Annotated in this window: 22 protein-coding genes; 7 read left to right on the forward strand and 15 right to left on the reverse strand. The window is 71.5% G+C overall.

Translation table 11 applies throughout. The features are described from left to right. Window positions 1-16: 16 nt before the first annotated feature. From AC4BGB_RS07265 to AC4BGB_RS07275, 3 genes are all read left to right on the forward strand, one after another. A complete protein-coding gene (locus AC4BGB_RS07265; protein ID WP_490546081.1) occupies window positions 17-904 on the forward strand; it encodes a glutamate ABC transporter substrate-binding protein in 888 nt (295 codons plus the stop codon). A gap of 64 nt (window positions 905-968) precedes the next feature. Continuing rightward, window positions 969-1619, forward strand: a complete 651-nt coding sequence (locus AC4BGB_RS07270; RefSeq protein ID WP_490546082.1) for an amino acid ABC transporter permease — start codon at window positions 969-971, stop codon at window positions 1617-1619. Then, a complete protein-coding gene (locus tag AC4BGB_RS07275; RefSeq protein WP_490546084.1) occupies window positions 1616-2524 on the forward strand; it encodes an amino acid ABC transporter permease in 909 nt (302 codons plus the stop codon). Before AC4BGB_RS07270 ends, AC4BGB_RS07275 begins: the two co-directional genes overlap by 4 nt. 12 nt (window positions 2525-2536) lie before the next feature. Here AC4BGB_RS07275 and AC4BGB_RS07280 read toward each other — a convergent pair whose 3' ends face one another. Both AC4BGB_RS07280 and AC4BGB_RS07285 read right to left on the reverse strand, forming a co-directional pair. Further along, window positions 2537-3007, reverse strand: a complete 471-nt coding sequence (locus AC4BGB_RS07280) for a hotdog fold domain-containing protein (protein ID WP_490546086.1) — start codon at window positions 3005-3007, stop codon at window positions 2537-2539. 41 nt (window positions 3008-3048) lie between these two features. Further along, a complete protein-coding gene (locus AC4BGB_RS07285; RefSeq protein ID WP_490546088.1) occupies window positions 3049-3873 on the reverse strand; it encodes a DUF72 domain-containing protein in 825 nt (274 codons plus the stop codon). Window positions 3874-3936: 63 nt separating this feature from the next. On the opposite strand from AC4BGB_RS07285, the gene AC4BGB_RS07290 reads away from it, so the two are divergent. Together AC4BGB_RS07290 and AC4BGB_RS07295 are read left to right on the forward strand one after the other, a co-directional pair. Next, window positions 3937-5868, forward strand: a complete 1932-nt coding sequence (locus AC4BGB_RS07290; RefSeq protein WP_490546090.1) for a vWA domain-containing protein — start codon at window positions 3937-3939, stop codon at window positions 5866-5868. 64 nt (window positions 5869-5932) lie between these two features. After that, the gene (locus tag AC4BGB_RS07295) at window positions 5933-7846 is read left to right on the forward strand and encodes a vWA domain-containing protein (RefSeq protein WP_490546092.1); all 1914 of its coding nucleotides are present in this window, start codon (window positions 5933-5935) and stop codon (window positions 7844-7846) included. A 6-nt stretch (window positions 7847-7852) separates the two neighbouring features. On the opposite strand, the gene AC4BGB_RS07300 is transcribed toward AC4BGB_RS07295, so the two are convergent. The 6 genes from AC4BGB_RS07300 to AC4BGB_RS07325 form a co-directional block, all read right to left on the reverse strand. Continuing rightward, window positions 7853-8563, reverse strand: a complete 711-nt coding sequence (locus AC4BGB_RS07300) for a GNAT family N-acetyltransferase (RefSeq protein WP_490546094.1) — start codon at window positions 8561-8563, stop codon at window positions 7853-7855. A 17-nt stretch (window positions 8564-8580) separates the two neighbouring features. Further along, a complete protein-coding gene (locus AC4BGB_RS07305) occupies window positions 8581-9150 on the reverse strand; it encodes a regulatory protein RecX (RefSeq protein ID WP_490546095.1) in 570 nt (189 codons plus the stop codon). Window positions 9151-9303: 153 nt separating this feature from the next. After that, the gene (recA, locus tag AC4BGB_RS07310; protein ID WP_490546097.1) at window positions 9304-10386 is read right to left on the reverse strand and encodes a recombinase RecA; all 1083 of its coding nucleotides are present in this window, start codon (window positions 10384-10386) and stop codon (window positions 9304-9306) included. 185 nt (window positions 10387-10571) lie between these two features. Beyond that, on the reverse strand, window positions 10572-12497 hold the full coding sequence (locus AC4BGB_RS07315) for a bifunctional metallophosphatase/5'-nucleotidase (protein WP_490546098.1): 1926 nt from the start codon (window positions 12495-12497) through the stop codon (window positions 10572-10574). 99 nt (window positions 12498-12596) lie between these two features. After that, window positions 12597-12791, reverse strand: coding sequence for a DUF3046 domain-containing protein (locus AC4BGB_RS07320; RefSeq protein WP_490546099.1), 195 nt, complete (start codon window positions 12789-12791; stop codon window positions 12597-12599). Next, a complete protein-coding gene (locus AC4BGB_RS07325) occupies window positions 12788-13363 on the reverse strand; it encodes a DinB family protein (RefSeq protein WP_490546101.1) in 576 nt (191 codons plus the stop codon). The genes AC4BGB_RS07320 and AC4BGB_RS07325 overlap by 4 nt, the downstream gene beginning before the upstream one ends. Window positions 13364-13533: 170 nt before the next feature. On the opposite strand from AC4BGB_RS07325, the gene AC4BGB_RS07330 reads away from it, so the two are divergent. Next, complete coding sequence (locus tag AC4BGB_RS07330; RefSeq protein ID WP_490546103.1) at window positions 13534-13890, forward strand: hypothetical protein; 357 nt, start codon at window positions 13534-13536, stop codon at window positions 13888-13890. Here AC4BGB_RS07330 and AC4BGB_RS07335 read toward each other — a convergent pair. The 5 genes from AC4BGB_RS07335 to AC4BGB_RS07355 are packed head-to-tail and all read right to left on the reverse strand — an operon-like array spanning window position 13876 to window position 17456. Beyond that, window positions 13876-14310 carry a hypothetical protein gene (locus AC4BGB_RS07335; protein WP_490546105.1) on the reverse strand — a complete coding sequence of 145 codons (435 nt, stop codon included), beginning with the start codon at window positions 14308-14310 and terminating at the stop codon, window positions 13876-13878. The two genes, AC4BGB_RS07330 and AC4BGB_RS07335, sit on opposite strands and share 15 nt — an antisense overlap. Then, on the reverse strand, window positions 14307-15473 hold the full coding sequence (locus tag AC4BGB_RS07340) for a molybdopterin-dependent oxidoreductase (protein ID WP_490546107.1): 1167 nt from the start codon (window positions 15471-15473) through the stop codon (window positions 14307-14309). The genes AC4BGB_RS07335 and AC4BGB_RS07340 overlap by 4 nt, the downstream gene beginning before the upstream one ends. Continuing rightward, on the reverse strand, window positions 15470-16147 hold the full coding sequence (locus AC4BGB_RS07345) for a class I SAM-dependent DNA methyltransferase (protein ID WP_490546109.1): 678 nt from the start codon (window positions 16145-16147) through the stop codon (window positions 15470-15472). The genes AC4BGB_RS07340 and AC4BGB_RS07345 overlap by 4 nt, the downstream gene beginning before the upstream one ends. Next, on the reverse strand, window positions 16144-16797 hold the full coding sequence (locus AC4BGB_RS07350; RefSeq protein ID WP_490546111.1) for a TIGR04282 family arsenosugar biosynthesis glycosyltransferase: 654 nt from the start codon (window positions 16795-16797) through the stop codon (window positions 16144-16146). The genes AC4BGB_RS07345 and AC4BGB_RS07350 overlap by 4 nt, the downstream gene beginning before the upstream one ends. Then, entirely contained in the window at window positions 16794-17456 is a 663-nt protein-coding gene (locus AC4BGB_RS07355) for a glycosyltransferase family 2 protein (protein WP_490546113.1), read from the reverse strand. Before AC4BGB_RS07355 ends, AC4BGB_RS07350 begins: the two co-directional genes overlap by 4 nt. A gap of 81 nt (window positions 17457-17537) precedes the next feature. On the opposite strand from AC4BGB_RS07355, the gene AC4BGB_RS07360 reads away from it, so the two are divergent. Beyond that, entirely contained in the window at window positions 17538-18893 is a 1356-nt protein-coding gene (locus AC4BGB_RS07360; protein ID WP_490546115.1) for a hypothetical protein, read from the forward strand. A 12-nt stretch (window positions 18894-18905) separates the two neighbouring features. Here AC4BGB_RS07360 and AC4BGB_RS07365 read toward each other — a convergent pair whose 3' ends face one another. Next, window positions 18906-19958, reverse strand: a complete 1053-nt coding sequence (locus tag AC4BGB_RS07365) for an NAD-dependent epimerase/dehydratase family protein (RefSeq protein WP_490546117.1) — start codon at window positions 19956-19958, stop codon at window positions 18906-18908. Further along, on the reverse strand, window positions 19955-20803 hold the full coding sequence (locus AC4BGB_RS07370; protein ID WP_490546119.1) for an S-methyl-5'-thioadenosine phosphorylase: 849 nt from the start codon (window positions 20801-20803) through the stop codon (window positions 19955-19957). The genes AC4BGB_RS07365 and AC4BGB_RS07370 overlap by 4 nt, the downstream gene beginning before the upstream one ends. Window positions 20804-20819 lie beyond the last annotated feature (16 nt).

Genomic DNA, 20819 nt, shown 5'->3' on the forward strand with positions numbered 1-20819 from the left:
CACGAAGGAGAGATCCATGCGATTCACGAGGACCAAGGCACTGATCATGGCCGGGGCGATGTCTCTCGCCGTCGCCGGCTGCGGCGCCGATGACGACAACAACGGGTACCAGGGCGACGACGCCGCTGACGCCAAGTTCGACGCGGGCACCACGATGGCCGAGATCCAGAAGTCGGGGAAGATCACCATCGGCACGAAGTTCGACCAGCCCGGTTTCGGCCTGCTGGGTCTCGAGGACAAGCCCGAGGGCTTCGACGTCGAGGTGGGCGAGATGATCGCCAGCGCCCTGGGCATCGACGAAGACAAGATCACCTGGAAGGAGTCGCCTTCCGACGTCCGCGAGCAGCTGATCGAGGACGGCGAGGTCGACATGGTGGTGGCGACGTACACCATCAACGACGAGCGCAAGAAGCGGATCACCTTCGCCGGCCCCTACTACGTCGCCGGGCAGCAGCTGATGGTCAACTCCGACAACGACGACATCAAGGGACCCGAGGACCTCAAGGACCCCAGCATCAAGGTGTGCTCGGTGACCGGCTCGACGCCCTCGGAGCAGATCAAGACCTACCTCGCGGACGAGAAGAAGCAGCTCACCCTGTTCGACGTCTACGACAAGTGCGCCGCGGCCCTGCGGAACAACCAGGTCGACGTGGTGACCACCGACAACGTGATCCTGCTCGGGTTCGCCGCGAAGTCCGACGGCAAGTTCAAGCTCGTCGGTGAGCAGTTCACCAAGGAGCCCTACGGCATCGGCATCAAGAAGGGCGACGTCGAGTTCTGCGAGTTCATCAACCAGACGCTCAAGGACAACGAGAAGGAGTACGAGGAGGCGTGGGCGGACACCGCCGGCGAGATCGAGGGCACCCAGACCCCGACCCTCCCCGAGCCCGCTCCCTGTTCCTGATCACCCGGTGGTCCCGCCGCGGCATGCGGCGGGACCACCGCTTTCCAGCTGAGAAGAGGCACACGTGGAGGGAGTGACCCAGAACCTCGACCTGTTCTGGTCGGGTTTTCTCCGGTCCCTGGGCATCTGCCTGTGGGGGATGGTCGGTTCCCTGTTGCTCGGCACCGTCCTGGCGACCTTCCGGGTCTCGCCGATCCCCTCGCTGCGCTGGTTCGGCACCGCGTGGGTCACCGTCGTGCGCAACTGCCCGCTGACCGTGGTGCTGTTCTTCTTCGCCTTCGGACTGCCCGAGATCGGGATCAACCAGTCCTACTACACCTTCGGGGTGGCGGCGCTGGTCGTCTACACCTCGGCGTTCGTGTGCGAGGCGGTGCGATCGGGCATCAACTCCGTGCCTCCGGGCCAGGCAGAGGCGGCGCGCGCGATCGGGCTCGGCTTCACCCAGTCCCTGCGCGAGGTCATCCTGCCGCAGGCGTTGCGGACCTCGGTCCCGCCCGTGGGCAGCGTGATCATCGCGATGTTCAAGAACTCCGCGGTCGTCGGCGCCTTCGGCGTCGGCGGTGACCTGTACGCCGTGGGCAAGAGCCTCACCAGCGCCCAGGGCTACGCCACCATCCCGGTGCTGACCGGGGTCGCGATCGGCTACCTGCTGATCACCATCCCGGCCGGCCTGATCCTCGCCGGCATCGAGCGCAAGGTGGCGATCGTCCGATGAGCGCCGAGACCGTCCTCTACGACGCCCCCGGGCCCCGCGCGCGCCGACGCGCGTTGATCGGCACGGTGATCGCCTCGGTGCTGATCCTCGGCCTCATGGCAGTGGTGATCAAGCGCCTCTACGACCAGGGACAGTTCTCGATGGAGCTCTGGGGTCCGCTCATCGACCCCGGCAACGAGTCCTTCGAGCCCGTCTGGAGCCTGCTCTGGAAGGGCCTCCAGGCCACGCTGATCGCGGCGGTGCTGGCGATCGCTCTCTCACTGGTCGTGGGCTCCGTGGTCGGCTCGGTCCGGCTGCTGCTCTCGCCGGGGGCGCGGATCCCGCTGGTCGGCCTGATCGAGCTCTTCCGCGGCCTGCCCGTGGTGATCACGATCTTCTTCGTCTGGCAGGGGCTCCCCGACCTCGGCATCGACGTCGGGCCGCTCCCGGGTGAGGACGGGCTCTGGTACGTCGTCATCGGGCTCACGCTCTACAACTCGGTGATCATCGCCGAGATCATCCGCTCCGGGGTGAACTCACTGCCGCGTGGGCAGGCCGAGGCCGCCCTGGCGATCGGGATGACCCCGGGCCAGACGATGCGCACGGTGCAGCTGCCGCAGGCGTTCCGGACCATGCTCCCCGCGCTGATCAGCCAGCTGGTGGTGATCCTCAAGGACACCTCGCTCGCGGCCGTCCTGGGGATCTACGTGGAGCTGCTGCGTCGCGGCAACATCATCGCGCTCAACCTGGACAACCCGATCCAGACCCTGACCGTGGTCGGGCTGATCTTCATCCTGATCAACTACGCCCTCTCCCGCCTCGCGGTGTTCGTCGAGGGGCGGTTGGCCCGGCGCGGCGTCTCGCGCGAGCAGATGGACAAGAGCATGACCATCGAGGCGGGCCTCGGCGGCGGCGCCCTCAGCTGAGACCCGGCGGGGTCAGGCCTTCTTCTTCGGGGTCACCCAGAGCCGGATCGTGCCCTCGATCACCACGGTGCCGTCCTTGCGGACGCCCTTGACCCGCACCGGGACATCAGGGTCCGTCCCGGTCCACTGCTCGGGGTCGGTCTCCGCGATGCAGGTGATGTCGGTGGTCGCCTTCGCGGTGTAGCTGACCTCCATCCCCTTGGGGATCCAGCGCTTGTCGCTGGGGATCGAGGCCTCGGCGAGCACGCCCATCGCCGCCTCGAGGCCGTTGCACAGCGCGATCGCGTGCACGGTCCCGATGTGGTTGTGCACCCCGCGGCGCTTGGGGATCACCACCTCGGCGTGGTTCGGCTCGATCACGGTGAACCGCGGCCGGATCGTCCAGAAGTACGGCGCCACCTGGGAGAACGCGAACGAGAACAGCCGGTCGCCGATCACCGGGATCGCGTGGGCCTTGGCGTGCAGGTCGAGGACTTTGCTCATGGGCCAACCTTACTCACCGGTAACCGGCGAGTACGGCGTGCTCAGCCGGCGGTCTCCAACCGCGACACCAGTCGGCGCGCGTCGTGCGGGGCGTAGCCCTTGATGTCGTTGTCGAAGTAGACGAACGCGTCCCGGCCGTCGGCGGTCCAGCCCCGCAGCTTCTCGGTCCACTCGTCGAGCGCCGTGTCGGTGTAGCCGCTCGCGTAGAGCTCGGTGGCTCCGTGCAGCCGGACGTAGACCACCGGTCCCACCGCCTGCTCGAACCGCGGCCAGGTGCCGGCGGAGTCCGCCACCACCAGGGAGAGGTCGCAGGAGGACAGGTGCGCGATCGCCTCGTCCGCGGCGAAGCTCGGGTGCCGCGGCTCCAGCGCGTGGAACAGCGGCCGCTCCACCACCTCGCCGCTCCACAGCCTGTCCCCGGAGACCTTGTCGTCGTGGAGCTCGGCGAGCGCGGCGGCCTCGGTGGTGGTGCGCGGGAGCAGCGCGCAGAAGTCGGCCAGCACCTGCTCGTCGTAGGGGAAGGTGGCCGGCAGCTGCCACAGGATCGGGCCCAGGGTCTCCCCCAGGCTGAGCACCCCCTGGGCGAAGAAGTTGGCCAGCGGGACCTCGATGTCCCGGAGCCGCTTCATGTGCGTGATGAACCGGCCGCCCTTGACCGCGAACACGAACCCCTCGGGCACCTCGCTGCGCCACTTCTCCCAGCTCGTCGGTCGCTGGAGGGAGTAGAACGACCCGTTGATCTCGATCGAGGACAGCTGCGAGGCGGCGTACTCCAGCTCGCGGCGCTGCGGCAGTCCCTCGGGGTAGAAGTCGCCGCGCCACGGCGGGTAGCGCCACCCCGAGATGCCGACCCGGATGCTGCCCATCACGGCAGAATAGGCGGCGAGGTGGCGAGGTTCAGCGACGGGCGAAATGGGAAGGTATGCGCCATGCGCGCCCTCCCCCTCCTCGTCACCAGCGTCCTCCTGGCCTCCCTGCTCGTGCCGTTGACCGCACCGGCCGGCACCGCAGCCGACGCCACGCAGACCAGCGGACGCCTTGTCCTGCTGCTGGACTCCTCGGGGTCGATGAAGGACAAGGCCGCCGGCGGCGGCACCAAGATCGAGGCGGCCAAGGAAGCGTTGAACGACGTGGCCGACACGCTCCCGGACGGCGTCGAGGTCGGCGTGCGCGTCTTCGGGGCCACCGTCGAGAACAGGTCCCAGCGCGGCGCCTGCACGGACACCCAGAACGTGGTGCCGGTCGGCCCGGTCGACCGTACGGCGATCAAGCGCGCGGTCTCGAAGTACAAGCCCTACGGCGAGACGCCGATCGGCAACGCGCTCAAGGGAGCCGCGAAGGACCTCGGCTCCGCGACGGACGGAGCGCCGCGCACGATCGTGCTGCTCTCCGACGGGGAGCCCACCTGCGCCCCCGACCCCTGCCAGGTCGCCCGCCAGCTGCGGACCCAGGGAGTCAACCTGCGGGTCAACGTGGTCGGGCTCGGCGTCTCCGGCAAGGCCCGCAGCGCCCTGCAGTGCGTGGCCCGAGCCGGCGGCGGCCGCTACTTCGACGCCTCCAGCGCCGCGGAGCTCACCGAGAGCATGGTGCAGGTCAGCGTCCGCGGCCTGCGGCTGTTCAGCCTGTCCGGAGAACCGGTCACCGGTGGCACCAGCACCGCCGATCCCACCGCCCTCGAGCCCGGTGACTATGTGGACGAGACCCTCGCGGACGAGGCTCCGAAGTACTACCTCGTGGACAAGCCGACGAACGGAGCCGTCACCGCCTCGGCAGTGCTGCGCCCGCGTGACAGCGACAACATGTCGGATCTCCTCAAAGTCTCCCTGCTCACTCGGGACGGCCAACGGTGCGTGAACGACTACGCGAACAAGCTCAACGTGTTGGGGCTGGAGACGATCATGGGGTCGTCGGCGACCTTCAGTCCCGTCATGGAGTCGAGCGCCCACACCTCCTGCGCGGCCGAGGAGCAGCTGCTGGTCCAGGTCAGCTTCAACGGCCCGCCCACCCCGATGAGCTTGCGCGTGCGCACCCATCCCGAGGTGACCAACGTGGCCGAGCTGCCCGAGCCGGCGAACCAGGCCGACGAGGACACCTGGCAGCGCCCGGCCCCTCTGACCGGCACAGGGACCCCGATCATCGGCGGAGCGAGCTTCGAGGAGGCGCCCGAACTGGAGCCCGGGACGACGTACTCCGACACCCTGCGGCCCCGTGAGCAGCTGCTCTACAAAGTCAGGATGGAGTACGGCCAGAGTGCCCGGATGACCGCACGGGTCGAGACCGATGTGCATGCGGCCAAGCTGCAGGGGCCCATCGGTGTGCAGGTGCAGGCCAAGGGGTTCAACCCGTTGGGCCGGGACCTCGGCTACACCAACAACCTCGATGCCGGTGTCCGCCCGATGGGCCGCTACAACGGTGGGGACCCGGTAACGGTGAGCCATGCCGTGCCCCCCGTGCGCCTGCAGAACCTGAAGTCCCTGCGCACCGAGATCAGGGCGAGCGCCTTCGACGGCTTCTACTACTTCACGATCGAGATGGGCGGGGTGAGCGACAGGGCTTCGGAGGAGTTCGCGGCCCCGGTGCGGCTCGCGGTGGCAATCGACGGGGAGCAGCACGGTGCGCCCGAGTACGACGGGGAGGTGCAGGGCGCGTCGACCGAGGAGTCCCCGGCTGCCGAGCCCGAGGCCGCTGACGCCCCGGAGGCGGGCCCTGACGACGCCAAGGACAGCGACACCGCGGAGTCGAGCGCGGGCTACGTGGTCGAGCCCTGGATGCTGGCAGTCGGTGGCGTCGTCGTGCTGGTGCTGGTGGCGGCAGCGGTGTTCGCCGGGCTCAGGGCCGGTCGTCGCCGCCGGGGGGCCTGACCCGGCCCCGAAAGGCGGCGAGCCCGCGTGGTTCGTCGTTGGGCGAAATGGGATGATGCGCGCCATGCGCGCGCTTCCCCTCCTCACCGGCACTGCCCTCCTGGCCGCCCTGCTGGTGCCGGTGACGGCACCAACGGGCTCGGCCGCCGACGTCGCGGAGACGAGCGGACGTCTCGTCCTGCTGCTGGACTCCTCGGGGTCGATGAAGGACCCGGCTGCCGGCGGCGGCACCAAGATCGAGGCCGCCAAGGCCGCGCTCAGCGACGTGGCCGACGAACTGCCCGACGGCGCCGAGGTGGGCGTGCGGGTCTTCGGCGCCACCGTCGAGAACAGGTCGCAGCCCGGCGCCTGCACGGACACCCAGAACGTGGTGCCCGTGGGCCCGGTCGACCGGGCGGCGATCAAGCGCGCCGTCTCCACGTACAAGCCCTACGGCGAGACACCGATCGGCAACGCACTCAAGGGAGCCGCCAAGGACCTCGGTGCCGCGAGCGACGGTGACCGGCGCACGATCGTGCTGCTCTCCGACGGGGAGCCCACCTGCGCTCCCGACCCCTGCAAGGTCGCCAGCCAGCTCCGGTCCCAGGGAATCGACCTGCGGATCAACGTGGTGGGCCTCGATGTCGCCGGCAAGGCACGCTCCGCGCTGCAGTGCATCGCCCGCGCCGGCGGTGGCCGCTACTTCGACGCCGACAGCGCCGAGGACCTCGCCGACTCGATGGTCCAGGTCAGCGTGCGCGGGCTGCGCGAGTTCAGCCTCTCCGGTGAGCCGGTCGTCGGTGGGACCAGCACCGCCGACCCTGCCGAGGTCGAGCCCGGCGACTACGTGGACACCACCCTGGCCGACAAGGCCCCGAAGTACTACCTCGTCGACGTGCCCGAGAAGGGCGCTGTCAGCGCCTCGATGGTGGCCCGCCCGGAGAACGGCAGCACGGTCGACTCCGGCACGGTGACCCTGATGACCCCGGACGGGACCCGGTGCAGCTACGGCATGGGGCAGAAGGCGAACGTCCTGGGCCTGCGCTCGATCATGGGGATGACCGCCTACTACGGCGCGGCCACCGACCGCACCACCAGCAAACCCTGCGCGGAGGCCGAGCAGATGCTCGTCTCGGTGAGCTTCAACGGCCCGCCGAGCCCGTTCTCGCTGCGGGTGCGGACCTATCCGGAGATCGAGAACTTCGAGGAGCTGCCGGGACCGGTCGACTCGAAGGACGAGGACACCTGGCAGCGCCCGGTCGCGCTCACCGGCACCGGCACCCCGGTGACCGGCGGTGCGAGCTTCGAGGACGCGCCCACGCTCGAGCCCGGCACCACCTACTCCGACACGCTGCGGCCCCGCGAGCAGCTGATCTACAAGGTGCCCGTCGGTTGGGGCCAGTCCCCGCGGTTCACCGCGCGCCTCGAGACCGACCCCACCGCCGACAAGCTCCAGGGCATCATCGGCATCCAGGTGACCTCGACCGCGTTCAACCCGCTGGGCCACGAGCTGCAGAAGACCTTCAACACCGACACGGGCATGGTGCCGTCTGGGCGCTACAACGGCTCCGAGCCGATCACGGTGGGCGCGGCGTACCCGCCGGTGCGGCTGCGCAACCTCGAGCCCTACGACCACGAGGTGAACCAGAACTCGCAGGCCGGCGACTACTACTTCACCCTGGAGATGGGTGGCGACCCGAACCGCGCCGACGAGCAGTTCGCCGCACCGGTTCGGCTGGCGGTCGCCGTGGACGGTGAGGTGTCCGGGGAGCCGAAGTACGCCGGCGAGGTCGAGGGCGCCCCTGAGGAGGCCGAGCCGGCCGAGGACTCCGAGACCTCGAAGGCGGCGGACGCAGCCGAGGACGCGAAGGCGGAGGACTCCAGCGCCGGCCTCGTGGTCGCGCCGTGGATGCTGGCGGTCGGTGGCGTCGTCGTGCTCGCCCTGGTGGCCGCCGCGGTGCTGGCCGGGCTCAGGGCCGGTCGCCGCCGGGCTGGCTGAGCCGGCTCACCCGGCGTGGCCGCGGAGCACCGTGGCGACGTCGATGCTGCACCCGATCACGGTGTCGGCCCGGCCACCGGCCTGCGGTTCGTCGAACCACAGCCCCTGGGTGGCGCCGAGCTTCTCCAGAACCCTCAGCGAGCGCGCGTTGCGGTGGTCGGGTGCGGCGAACAGCTCGCCCACTCCTTCTCCGGCCCCGTCGTACGCCGGGACCACGATGTCGCGCAGGAAGACCCACAGCAGGCTGGTGCCGAGACCGCGGTCGACGAAGGCGGCCTCCCCGATCACGTAGTCGAAGCCGACCGCGTCGGGACGCCCGCACAGGAGCGCGAACTCGGGGTGGTCGGCGATCCGGTAGTCCTGGCAGAACCCGACCGAGCGGCCGTTGACCTCCCAGACCCAGTAGCGCACCGCGTCCTCCCCGCGGATCCCTGGCCCGTAGTGGGCGGCCACCTGCTCCGGTGAGCGGTTCTCGTCCCACCAGCGCGCCACGTGCGGGGCGTTCACCCAGCGGGTGACGTCGCCGAGGTCCCCCATCGTCATCGGGCGCACCGCGAACCGGTCGTGCTCGGGGACCCGGAACCGAAGCGGGTCACCGGAGAGGTCGACCGCGAGCACCGGCCCACTCCCCCGGCCCAGCGCCTGGGCACGGCGGTCCGCGGCCTGTGCCCAGGACTCCCCGGGGCGCACGTCGTCGCGGGCGATCTCGAGCTGCACGGCCTCAGTGTGACCCGTCAGCCGAGGTCCTCGTGGAGCTCCAGGTCGGACTGGAGCTCCTCCTTGACCACGCGGAAGGCCACCGAGCTGGAGTGACCCTTGCGGGCCAGCATCCCGACGAGGCGGCGCACCGCCTTGTCCTGGTCGAGGTTGCGGACCGAGCGCAGCTTGGCCTGCACCAGCCTCCGGGCGGCCTCGACCTCGTCGTCGGGATCGATCTCGTCGATCACTTCCTTGGCGAGCTCGTCGTCGATGCCCTTGCGACGCAGCTCCTGGGCGAGCGCCCGCGAGGCCAGCCCGCGACCGGACTGGCGCTGGGCCACCCACTCGCGGGCGAACCCGGCGTCATCGATCAGGCCGACCTCCTCGAACCGGTCGAGGAGCCGGTTGGCGACCTCGTCCGGCACGTCGCGGGAGGCCAGCTTGTCGGCCAGCTCGGAGCGGGTCCGCGCCCGGCCGGTCAGCTGGTCGAGCAGGATCTTGCGGGCCACCGACTCCGGATCGGCGTCAGGCCCCGTGTCCAGCCCCTCGGCCGGCTCGGCCGCCTTGGGCGCGGGCCAGCGGCTGCGCCCCCGCGTCACATGCACCCCGCGTTCACTTGCATCGACCCACTCACAGCCACGCGCCGTGTCGCGTCAAACCGCGGTAGTGGCAAGGCGGAGGAGGGAAGGCGGCCTTTGAGCGAAGCGGGCCGTCGACCGACGACAACGCCGCCAATGCCGCGGTTTCACGCGTCACGGTCAGAAGTCGATGCCGTCGGGGTCAATACCGGGAGCATCGGCTGCGAAGCCGTCGGCCGGCTTGTCGACCTCCGGGCCGATGCCGAGCTTCTCCAGGATCCGCTTCTCCAGCTCGTTGGCGAGGTCGGGGTTGTCCCGCAGGAAGGTGCGGGCGTTCTCCTTGCCCTGGCCGAGCTGGTCGCCCTCGTAGGTGTACCAAGCACCGGCCTTGCGGACCAGGCCGGCCTCGACGCCGACGTCGATCAGGCCACCCTCGCGGCTGATCCCGAGGCCGTACATGATGTCGAACTCGGCCTGCTTGAACGGCGGCGCGACCTTGTTCTTGACCACCTTGACGCGGGTGCGGTTCCCGACCATCTCGGTGCCGTCCTTGAGCGTCTCGATCCGGCGCACGTCGAGCCGCACGGAGGAGTAGAACTTCAGCGCCTTGCCACCGGTGGTGGTCTCGGGCGAGCCGAACATCACGCCGATCTTCTCGCGCAGCTGGTTGATGAAGATCGCGGTGGTGCGGGAGTTGCTCAGCGCACCGGTCATCTTGCGCAGCGCCTGGCTCATCAGCCGGGCCTGGAGGCCGACGTGGCTGTCGCCCATCTCGCCCTCGATCTCCGCGCGCGGCACCAGGGCGGCGACGGAGTCGATCACGATCAGGTCCAGGGCGCCGGAGCGGATCAGCATGTCCGCGATCTCAAGTGCCTGCTCACCGGAGTCGGGCTGGGAGACCAGGAGCGCGTCGGTGTCGACACCGAGTCGCGCGGCGTAGTCGGGGTCCAGCGCGTGCTCGGCGTCGATGAAGGCCACGATGCCGCCGGCCGCCTGGGCGTTGGCCACCGCGTGCAGCGCCACGGTCGTCTTTCCGGAGGACTCCGGACCGTAGATCTCCACGACCCGGCCGCGCGGCAGGCCGCCGAGGCCCAGGGCGATGTCGAGGGAGATCGCTCCCGTCGGGATCACCTCGAGCGGGACGCGGACCTCGTCACCGAGGCGCATCACCGAGCCCTTGCCGAACTGCTTGTCGATGTTGGCGAGCGCTACGTCGAGCGCCTTGTCCCGGTTGTTCTCGCGGTTGTTCCCGGCTGAAGCCATGGTCTTGGTCCCTCACGTCTCTGGTGCGCCTGACTGGTGTCTGGTCAGACGTTAGGTGTCGGCACCGACAACCACTCCGGCTGCGCTCCCCGCCTGTGGAGAACCCGGTGTCGACCCCTGCCTGTGCACCCGACGGTAGTACGAACACCTGTTCGATGCGAACCCCGACACGCCGGGCCGCGGGACTACCGGGTGATCCGGTCCTGCGGCCCCGGCGTGTACGGCGAGGAATTGGTCAGGAACGTGGTGAAGGCATCGATGTCCAGACCACCGAAGTACCTCGCCGTGCCGCTCGTGAACGCGGGGAAGCTGTCCCCGCCGTCTGCGAGGAAGTTGTTGGTCACGATCCGGTAGCTGGCGGCCTTGTCGATCGGGGCGCCGTTGAGCTGCACGCTGCCGTCGACCGGGCCGGTGGCCCCGAGCCGGTAGCTGAACCCCTCGGAGACCTGCAGCACCTTGGGCGAGGCCGCGTTCGGCCCGGTCACCTGCTGGGTGAGCACGTCGTAGATCTGCTGGCCGGTGAGGTTCATCGAGACGAGGTAGTTGTTGAACGGCTGGACGGTGAAGGCCTCCTCGTAGGTGATCTCCCCCGGGGCCTCGCCGTACGCCGAGCTGGCGAAGCTGAGGTCGGCGCGGATCCCGCCCGGGTTCATGAACGCGATCACCGGGGTCTGGCCGCCGGTCACCACCGAGGGGTCGGCCAGCTGTGCGTCGGCCACGAGGTCACCGAGCGGGGTCTCGCCGGCCGGGTTGGCGTCGCGGGTGACGTCGGAGGTGACGCGTCCCACGACCTTGCTCGCGATCGGGCGCACCAGCTCCTTGTAGGAGTCGATCAGCGCGGTCTGGGCGCGGTCGGGCACCACGTTGCGCGTCACCTGGACGTTGGAGCCCTTGACCGAGCTGCGGACGATGTCGCGGGTGCGCCGGTCGTAGGTCAGGTGGGTCTCGGTGAACAGCCGGCCGAAGGAGGACGCCGAGGTCAGCAGCCGGGAGCGGCCCGCCGGGTCCTTGACGTCGCACACGTAGGGCTGGTGGGTGTGCCCCGAGACCACCATGTCGATGGCCGGGTCGAGGTTGGCCGCGATCGGGAGGATCGGCGAGCTGGCCGGGATCAGGCTGCCGCCCCCGCCGCAGGTGTAGTCGTAGCGCGGGTTGACCGCGTAGGACTTGCCGGTGGACGGGTCCGTCCACTGCTCCTTGTCGGGGTTGCCGCCCTGGTGGATGAGCACGACGATCGCGTTGACGCCCTTGCGCCGCAGCTCGGGCACGATCGCGTTCGCGGTCTGCACCTCGTCGGCGAAGTCGAGCCCGGCCACGCCGCTGGCGGTGACGATGCTCGGGGTGTCCTTCAGGGTCATCCCGATGAAGCCGATCCGGGCACCGTTGAGGTTCTTGATCGAGTACGACGGCAGGATCGACTGCTTGGTGCCGGCGTAGCGCACGTTGGCGGCGAGGTAGTCGAACTTCGCGCCGCGGAAGGTGTGCGCGGCGCAGGAGTTCTGGTTGTCCGCCCCGTCGCCGTCCTCGATGCAGCCGCCGTCGGCCATCCGCTGGAGCTCCTTGTAGCCCTCGTCGAACTCGTGGTTGCCCACCGAGGCGACGTCGAGGCCGAGCTTGTTCAGGGACTCGATGCTGGGCTCGTCGTGGAAGGCGGCCGAGAGCAGCGGTGAGCCGCCGATCAGGTCCCCGGCAGCCACGGTGAGGCTGTTGCGGTGGCCCTTGCGGGCCTGCGCCAGGTGGGTGGCGAGGTAGGCGGCGCCGCCGGCGTCGGCGGTCACGTCGGCCGGCAGGCCCGTCGCAGGGTCGATGCGGTGCCCGACCACGTTGCGGCCCGAGGAACCGCTGGGCGGCTCGAGGTTGCCGTGGAAGTCGTTGAACGACAGCAGCTGGACGGGCATCAGCGGGCCGTGCCTGTGCTTGGGCCGGTGCTTCTTGGGCCCGTTCTTCGACCCGTGCACCTGGCTGAGGTCGGGACGCTGGCCCGGCTTGAGGCCCGCCCGGTCGTCGGGGGCGGCGGTGGCGGGCGCGATCGCGGTCGCACCGGTGGTGACCAGCGCCACTGCGCAGGCGGCGGCACCGAGGAGAAGGGCGGGGCGCTTCTTCGAGTGCATGGCTGCTCCATCCTCCGAGTCGGATCACGGCAGGCTAGTACGGCTCACGGCAGGTCCGATACCCGTCGAAGGTCACTATCGGGTGACGAACCGGAACAATCACCGTTCGCGTGCAGGCAGGCCCAGCTCGGCCCAGACCGCGCGCCACACGGTCTTCGGGGCCTCGCCGTCCTCCAGCGACTCCTCGACCGTGCGCTCCCCCAGCGACCCGAGCACGTGCTGCTGGGCCCACATCCGGGCGTACGCCGGGCCGAGGGCCTGCTCCATCCGCACCCAGAACTCGGTGTGCCTCACCCGGCGACTCCCTGGCCGTCCGCCTGGTCGTCCTCGTTGACCGGTCCCGAGGGAGTGACGCTCACGTCCCACAGGTGGTGCACCACGTCGTGCAGGTGGTAGCGACCCAGGGTCTCCACGGTGAAGCGCGACCCGTTGCTGCGGTGCCCGGGCCGCTGCCACTGCTCACCGGTGACGCCGGCGTAGAGCGCCGCGACCTGCGCGGCGTTCTCGACGAGGTCGGCCCCGACGTCACCGGCGTCCTGCAGGCCGTACTCCTCCTGCTCGGCGGTCGCGTCCTGGTCCCAGTTCTCGAAGGCGGGGTCGTCCTGCTCCAGCAGCAGCCGGACCCGCTCGGCGAAGATGCGGTGGACGTCGCGGACGTGGCAGGCGTACTCCAGCCGCGACCACACGTGCGGCGCCGGCCGGACGGCGAAGTCGGCGTCGAGGAGCACGTCGTACCAGCCCCGGGTGTTCTCGTGGAGCCGGTCGGGGAGCTCCTCGGGCCGCACCTCGCGAGGATCGAACCCACACGCCTCGCAGGGCTCCTCGACGACCCAGGTCCAGTCCTTGGTGTCCGGCTCGATGCTCACGTGGCGATTGTGCCCACCTCCTGCGCATGCATGCGAATCGGCGTCTCGCCCCGGCCGCGCGGCCCCTCTCCCGGACCGGCGTCGAGACCACGATGCGACGCGACTGGCACGAATCGTGTAAACGTAGGCACGCCGACCCACCCCGGGCGGCGATGACAAGAAGGCTCCCCATGTCCTTGGGCTCGATCCTGCTGTTCGCACTGGCCGTGGTCCTGGGGGTCTCTGCGGCCCTGCTGGCGCGCGCCAGCAGCCGCGCGCCCTGGCCGGCGATCGTGGTCGCGGCCCTGACCTCCGCGGTCTGCTACACCGTCGGCGGCGAGTCCAGCATGGACTCCGCCGGCCCGAGCATCGCCACCGTGACCGGATCGATCGCCGGCCTGCTCAGCGTGGTCGCTGCGATCATGACGCTGGTGCCCTCGCGGTCCCGCTCCGAGGACGGGGAGGCCTCGCGCACTCCCATCCTGCTCAGCAGCGGTGGCATCGCGATCGGCGCCGTCGGCCTGCTGATCACCTCAGTGATCAGCTGACCCGGGCCCTCCCCGGCCCCGGACCCGCCAGAGGCCGGCTGCCACCCCGGCCAGCACGCCCACCGCGACAAGGACCACCAGCACCAGCCAGCCGCCCACGTAGTCACGGTCCAGGAGCGTGGGGTTGTCGGGGCGCGCCCCGAAGCTGCCGAGCACGGGGATCGCGGTGACGGTGACGGTCCCCAGCACCACCAGCACGACCAGCGCGGCGGTCCGCAGCCGCGTGGGCAGCACCCGGCCCAGCAGCACACCCACAGCGACGGTCAGCGGGGCGAGGACCGCGTCGTGCAGGATCACGCCGCCGGCGAGCCAGGCCGCCGCGTCCACCAGGTCGGGACGGTCGAGCTGGAGCAGGCGGAGCACGCCGTAGCCCGCGGCCAGGGTCCCGATCGCGCCGAGGAGCAGGCGGGCCGCCCTCATCTGCGCACCTCCAGCCGCGTGACCCACTTGGTCTGGAAGACGCCGGGCCGGTTGGGGGCGATCAGGCGGCACGGGAAGCCGTGGTCGAGGGAGAGCTCCTCGCCGTTGAGCCGCAGCGCGAGCAGGGTCAGCGGGTCGTGGGCGAACGGGGCGGGGATCTCGGTCACCGCGAACGCCCCCCGGCGCTGCATCGAGCGCACGCGTACGGCGGCGTCGCCGGGTGCGTCGACAAGTGCGAGCAGGTCCCCGAGGCGTACGCCGGTCCAGCGGCCGCTGGCGCTCCAGCCCTCGACGCAGGCGATCGGCAGCCGGTGGGTGCGCTGGGTCATCGCCTCTAGGTCCGAGCGGCTCAGCACCACCTCCCGGTCGCCGTCGGCCACGGTGAGCCGGAACGCGTCACCGGTGACGGCCGCGGTGACCCCCGCCGCGACCGCCGACCGGTTGATCGGCACACCCTGGGGCCCCTCTCCGGTGCGTACGGCGAGCACGGAGACCTTGCGCAGGAACGGCACCGTCCCGCCGGCGACGGCGAGCACCGCGACCCCCGAGGACAGCAGCGCGGTGCGCAGGACGGCCCGGCGGTCTGGGCCGACGGGCTCGAGGGGTTCGGCTCCGGTCGCGGATGCGGGCCCGGTCAGCGGTTCGGCGTACGCCCTCCTGATCACCGGGAGCTTGACCGCGACGTGCACCACCAGCGCGCCGATGGCGATCCACGCGACGGCGTAGTGGGTCGGGCGGAAGGAGAACGCCCACGGGTACCACTGCGCGGAGTTGGCCAGGCCGGTGGCGAGCTGGAAGATCGACGCCGCGACGAGCACGGCGATCGAGACCTTCTCGGCAGCGGCGAGGAGCAGCGCCCGCAGGTTGCCGAACGGGATCGTGACGAACAGCCGCGGGTAGACGCTCCAGAGCTTGACCAGCAGCAGCGGCACCGCCGCGGTGCCCGCGAGGACGTGCAGGCCCTGGGTGACCCGGTAGCCCCAGACGGGACGGACCGGCGGGAGGATCGGCACGTCGTCGAGGTAGTACCAGTGGCTGACCATGCCGGTGGCGAAGCAGATCGCGAAGGCGACGCCGACCCACGAGCCGATCCTCGCCGTGAGCGTGGCGTCGCGCAGCGGCGAGGTGAACGACGCCTCGGTGGGGACCGGGAGGCGTCTCATCGGGTCAGGACCGCGAACCAGCGCCGGCGACTCTCCCCGAGGTGCTCCACGTGCAGGCCGGCCTCCGCCGCGAGCGCGCCGATCGCGTCCGGACCGACGCGGGCCCAGCGGAAGGTGGGCGACCTCCGCCGGTGCGAGACCAGTCGGGCGGCGTGGACCCGGAGCCCGGTCCCGGGCTCGTCGAGGTCGCACACCACCCGGCCTCCGTCCTCCACCAGCTCGGCGGCGCGGGCGAGCAGCGCGCCCGGGGCGCCGGCGATGCCGATGTTGCCGTCGGCGAGCAGCACCGTGTCCCAGGACCCCTCGCCGGGCACCGGGTCGAAGACGTTGCGGCGCAGGGCGGGCACCCCTCGTCGACGGGTCTGCTCGACGGCCTCCTGCACCACGTCGACCCCGAGCACGAGGTGTCCGTGCAGGGCGAGGTGCGCGCTCATCCGTCCCGGGCCGCAGCCCACGTCGAGGGTGGCGCCCCGGCAGTGGTCGAGCAGCAGCCGGTCGGAGTGGCTGGCCGGTCGCAGCCACTCCCCCATCGGCATCGGCTGGTCCTCGGCGCCGAGCCCGCGCACCGAGACCGGGACCCCGCGCAGCGCGTCGCTGAAGAGCTCGGTGAAGGACCCGTGCAGTGGCTCGCGGACCCGGTCGTCGAAGGCGCCGGCGAACTCGGCCGTGCTCATCGCCAGCTCCTCGCGAACCGGGTCCCGGGAGCGGCCGCGGCGACGAGCTCCGCGTCGGCCACCTCGTCGACGTCGCGCAGGGGGGCCACGTTGCTGACCACGGCGCCGCCACGGACCAGCGCCGCACGGGTCAGCTCCCCGGTCGCGGGCGTGGACATCGGGACTTCGCGCAGGTGGGCGAGCAGGTGCGGTCCCCCGACTCCGACGAGCCACCAGCCGCCGTCGTACGCCGGGCCGAGCACCGCGGAGTCCCGCGTGGTCAGGAGCCCTGCGGCCTCGACCAGGGCCCGCGCCGGCAGGTGCGGGGTGTCCATCCCGACCTGCACGACCGGTGCCCCGGAGAACGCCGCGGCGTCCTCGTGGGCGTGGACCAGCCGGTCGGCGAAGTCCAGCCCGCGCTGGGGGTGCACCGTCCACGCGGCGGTCGCCTCCAGGAGCTCGTCGGCGCGCTCACCGTGGGCGAGGACGCCGTCGAGCGACAGGTGACAGCGGGCCGGGCCGTACGCCGCCGCGCAGGCCGCCACCGTGTCGAGCAGGGCGGCCGCGGCCAGGTCGGCGGCGCGACGCATCCCCACCTCGCGGCCCAGCCTGGTCTTCACCCGGCCCGGGACCGGCGACTTCGCCACGACCAGGACGACCGCCGGTCTCACGAGAGCACCCGGGCGAAGTCGCGGGCCGCGCGGATCGTGCCGATCATCGAGCCCGAGACCTTGGACCTCGTCCCGGCGGCTCGCGGGTGGTAGCCGATGTCGCGCTCGACCAGGCGCCACCGGGCCGCCGTCGCGCGTTGGAGCAGCTCGACCGGGTACCCGAAGCGCCGGTCCTCCACGCCGAGGGCCAGGAGGTCCGCCCGGCAGGCGACCCGCATCGGGGCGATGTCGTGCAGCGTCATCCCGATCCGGCGTCGCAGCCACCACAGCACCACCGCGTTCCCGGCGCGGGCGTGCCAGGGCCACACCCCCCGGGCGCTGGGCCGGCGGCGACCCACGGCGAGGTCGCCACGCCCGGAGGTCACGTCCTCGAGCAGCGGCACCAGCTCGGCGGGGTCCATCGAGCCGTCGCCGTCCATCACCGCGACGTACTGCGCCGTGGCCGCCTCCAGGCCTGCATGCACGGCCGCGCCGTAGCCGGCACGGGGCTCGCTGACCACGGTGGCGCCGAGGCGCCGGGCGACGTCGGCGGTGGCGTCGCGGGAACCGTTGTCCACCACGATCGCGTGGAAGCCCTCGGGCAGCCTGGCCAGCAGGTCCGGCAGCGCGGGCGCCTCGTCGCGGCAGGGGATCACCACCTCGCACCTGGTTGTCGCCATCCCACCACCGGGGGACCCGCCGGGGCCGGGAGGTGTCGCTTCGGTCGAGAAACGGATGTGAACTCCTACTGTGGGGGGCCCATGAGACTCTCCGGACGCCCGCGTGCAGCGCCCTTCATCGGGTTGTTCGTCGCCGTGGGGCTCGCCGGATTGGCGATGGCCCTTCCCGCGGTGGCCGACTGGGACGTCCACGTCCGGTCCTTCCCGCCGCTGCACGCGGAATGGGACCCGCGGATCGGGATCGGCACCCTCCCCGCGGTGCTCCTCGGCGGGCTCGGGGCGTGGTTCTCCGTGGGCCTGGCCCAGCGGCTGTCCTGGCGCGCGCTGCTCCTCTCGACGTACGCCGCGGGGGTGGCCTGGCTGTTCGCCCTCGCGCTGGTCGACGGCGCGAAGCTGGGGATCGGCACGATCCTCGACGACGAGTACGAGTACCTGCGGACCGCGCGCGCCACCGACGACCTCCCCGCCACGCTGCGCGAGTACGTCTCCCGGATCCCCTACGACGGCCTCCCGGACAACATCGCGAACGCGAACTGGCCGGTGCACATCGCCGGCCACCCGCCGGGGGCGCTGAGCTTCTTCGTGCTGCTGGACCGGATCGGCCTCGGCAGCGGGGTGCAGGCCGGAGTCGTGGTCGTCCTGGTCGCCGCCTCCACCGCCGTGGCCGTGCTGGTCACCCTGCGGCTGCTCGGCGCGGAGCCGGTCGCCCGCCGGGCCGCTCCGTTCCTGGTCCTCGGGCCTGCGGCGATCTGGCAGGCGGTGAGCGCGGACGCCATGTTCGCCGCCGTCGCCGCGTGGGGCATCGCCGCGCTGGCCGCGGCCGCCGTACGCCGTAGCGCGGTGTGGTCCGTCGTCTGGGCCGTGGTCGCGGGGCTGCTCCTGGGGTACGCCGTGATGCTCTCCTACGGACTCCCCCTGCTCGGGCTGCTCGCCGTCGCGGTGCTGGTGGTCGCCCGCAGCTGGCGTCCGCTGCCGTGGGCAGTCCTCGCGGCGCTGGCCGTGGTGCTGGCCTACGCCGCGCTCGGGTTCCGGTGGTGGGAGGCGCTGCCGGTGCTCCAGGAGCGCTACTGGGACGGGGTGGCCCGCAACCGCCCCAAGGAGTACTGGATGTGGGGCAACCTCGCCGCCCTGGTGTTCTGCACCGGGCCGATGATCGGCGCCGGACTGACCACGCTGTGGCAGCGGGCGCGTGACCTCGAGGTCGGCGCGGACGCGGCCCGGGCAGCGAGGTGGCTGGTCGGTGCGGGCTTGGCGATGGTGCTCGTCGCCGACCTCTCCCAGATGAGCAAGGCCGAGGTGGAACGGATCTGGCTGCCGTTCGTGCCGTGGCTGCTGGTCTCCTGCGCGCTGCTGCCCGAACGTTGGCGCCGGGCCGGGGTCGCGGTCCAGGTGGTCTCGGCGCTGGTGGTCCAGCACCTGCTGTTCACGGGCTGGTGAGCCTCGGCGTGCTCAGCGCACGGAGTCACGCAGCGGAGCCGTCGCGAACGCCGCGACGCCGCGCTCGGGAGGGATCTGCGCGGTGAACCCGAGCTCCGAGGTCGCCAGGGCCGGCGAGGCCACGACGTGGCGCACGTCGCCGACGCGGTAGTCCCCGGTCACCTCGGGGACCGGCCCGCCGGCGGCCTGCGAGAGGAGCTCGGCGACCCGCAGGATCGGCACCGGCGAGCCCGAGCAGACGTTGTACGCCGACCACGACTCCGCGGGACGGTCCGAGACGGCGTCGATTGCCAGCACGTTCGCGCGGGCGACGTCGTGGACGTGCACGAAGTCGCGCATCTGGCCCCCGTCCTCGAAGACCCGCGGTGCCCTCCCTGCCTCCAGGGAGGAGCGGAAGATCGCCGCCACCCCGGAGTACGGGGTGTCGCGCGGCATCCCGGGACCGTAGACGTTGTGGTACCTCAGCCCGATCGCCCGACCCGGCGCCTGCCGGGCCCACGCCAGCGCGTAGTGCTCCTGCGCCAGCTTGCTCGCGGCATAGCTGCTGCGCGGGTCCAGCCGCGCGTCCTCGGGCACCAGCTCCCACTGCAGCGACCCAGCGCAGCGGGGGCAGTGGTTCTCGAAGTCGCCGCTGTCCAGGGCGGTGCGGCTGCGAGCCGGCGGGGCCTGCTCGCCGTGCTCCGCGCATGCGTAGCGGCCCTCGCCGTAGACGACCATCGAGCTGGCCAGCACGAGTGCGTCCACGCCGCGGGTGTGCATCGCGGCGAGGAGCACGGCGGTGCCCAGGTCGTTGTGCCCGGCGTACGACGGGAGGTCGGCCACCGTGACGCCCGCCCCGACCATCGCCGCCTGGTGGCAGACCACGTCGACACCGTCGAGCAGGTCGGCCCACTGGTCGGCGGCGCGCACGTCGAGCAGGTGCAGGTCCGGGTCGGCGTAGCGGTGGGGTCCGTGGGCCTCGGGGATCAGCGCGTCCACCCGGACGACCTCGTCGCCGCGGGCGGCGAGCTGCTCGGCGATCTGGGTCCCGATGAACCCGGCGGCACCGGTCAGCAGGACCTTCACGCGGGCGCCGTGCTCGGCCCGGGGAGCTCGAAGGGCAGGGTCACGTCGGCGTGCCAGTCGGCGCAGCCACAGGGTCTCGACCCTCCACGGGGCTCACCGTCCGGCAACCCGGTCACGACGCGTGCCAGGAGCTCCTTCAGGCGCCCGATGTGCTTCTCGAACAGCGCGAAGACCTGTGCCTGGTCGACCGAGTCCTCGGCGCTGACGCCGGCGTCGAGGTCGGTGACCAGGGCGATCGTGGCGTAGCAGAGGCCGAGCTCGCGGGCGAGGACCGCCTCGGGGTGACCGGTCATGTTCACCACCGTCCAGCCGGCCTGCGCATAGCTCTGCGACTCGGCGCGGGTGGAGAACCGCGGCCCCTCGATCACGACCATCGTCCCGCCGTCGATCGTCCCCTCGCCTGCGGCGCCGAGGAGCGCCGCGCGCAGGTCGGGGCAGTAGGGATCGGCGAACGGCGCGTGCACCGCCCCGGAGTCGATGAAGGTCTGCGTCCGGCCGTAGGTGCGGTCCACCACCTGGTCGGGCACCACCAGCGTTCCCGGCTGGGTCTCCGGTTGCAGGCCGCCCACCGCGCAGGGGGCGAGCACCTGCTGCACCCCGAGGCTGCGCAGTGCCCAGATGTTCGCCTGGTAGGGGATCAGGTGCGGCGGGTACCGGTGACCCTTGCCGTGCCGGGGCAGGAACGCCACCGGCGTACCCCCGACCTCGCCGACGGAGATCGGCGCCGAGGGCTCGCCGTAGGGCGTGGACACGAACACCTCGCGCGGGTCGTCGAGGAACTCATAGAAGCCGCTGCCGCCGATCACGGCGACGCGCGGGTGCTCCGTGCCGGGGAGGTCCGTCATGCAGGCAGTCTGCCAG

The organism is Nocardioides sp. Z30_9, assembly GCF_058215735.1.

Coding starts and splice junctions, on each gene's coding strand:
- AC4BGB_RS07265 (WP_490546081.1), top strand. CDS start 17: ATGCGATTCACGAGGACCAAGGCACTGATCATGGCCGGGGCGATGTCT.
- AC4BGB_RS07275 (WP_490546084.1), top strand. CDS start 1,616: ATGAGCGCCGAGACCGTCCTCTACGACGCCCCCGGGCCCCGCGCGCGC.
- AC4BGB_RS07280 (WP_490546086.1), bottom strand. CDS start 3,007: ATGAGCAAAGTCCTCGACCTGCACGCCAAGGCCCACGCGATCCCGGTG.
- AC4BGB_RS07285 (WP_490546088.1), bottom strand. CDS start 3,873: ATGGGCAGCATCCGGGTCGGCATCTCGGGGTGGCGCTACCCGCCGTGG.
- AC4BGB_RS07290 (WP_490546090.1), top strand. CDS start 3,937: ATGCGCGCCCTCCCCCTCCTCGTCACCAGCGTCCTCCTGGCCTCCCTG.
- AC4BGB_RS07295 (WP_490546092.1), top strand. CDS start 5,933: ATGCGCGCGCTTCCCCTCCTCACCGGCACTGCCCTCCTGGCCGCCCTG.
- recA (WP_490546097.1), bottom strand. CDS start 10,386: ATGGCTTCAGCCGGGAACAACCGCGAGAACAACCGGGACAAGGCGCTC.
- AC4BGB_RS07315 (WP_490546098.1), bottom strand. CDS start 12,497: ATGCACTCGAAGAAGCGCCCCGCCCTTCTCCTCGGTGCCGCCGCCTGC.
- AC4BGB_RS07330 (WP_490546103.1), top strand. CDS start 13,534: ATGTCCTTGGGCTCGATCCTGCTGTTCGCACTGGCCGTGGTCCTGGGG.
- AC4BGB_RS07335 (WP_490546105.1), bottom strand. CDS start 14,310: ATGAGGGCGGCCCGCCTGCTCCTCGGCGCGATCGGGACCCTGGCCGCG.
- AC4BGB_RS07340 (WP_490546107.1), bottom strand. CDS start 15,473: ATGAGACGCCTCCCGGTCCCCACCGAGGCGTCGTTCACCTCGCCGCTG.
- AC4BGB_RS07345 (WP_490546109.1), bottom strand. CDS start 16,147: ATGAGCACGGCCGAGTTCGCCGGCGCCTTCGACGACCGGGTCCGCGAG.
- AC4BGB_RS07355 (WP_490546113.1), bottom strand. CDS start 17,456: ATGGCGACAACCAGGTGCGAGGTGGTGATCCCCTGCCGCGACGAGGCG.
- AC4BGB_RS07360 (WP_490546115.1), top strand. CDS start 17,538: ATGAGACTCTCCGGACGCCCGCGTGCAGCGCCCTTCATCGGGTTGTTC.
- AC4BGB_RS07370 (WP_490546119.1), bottom strand. CDS start 20,803: ATGACGGACCTCCCCGGCACGGAGCACCCGCGCGTCGCCGTGATCGGC.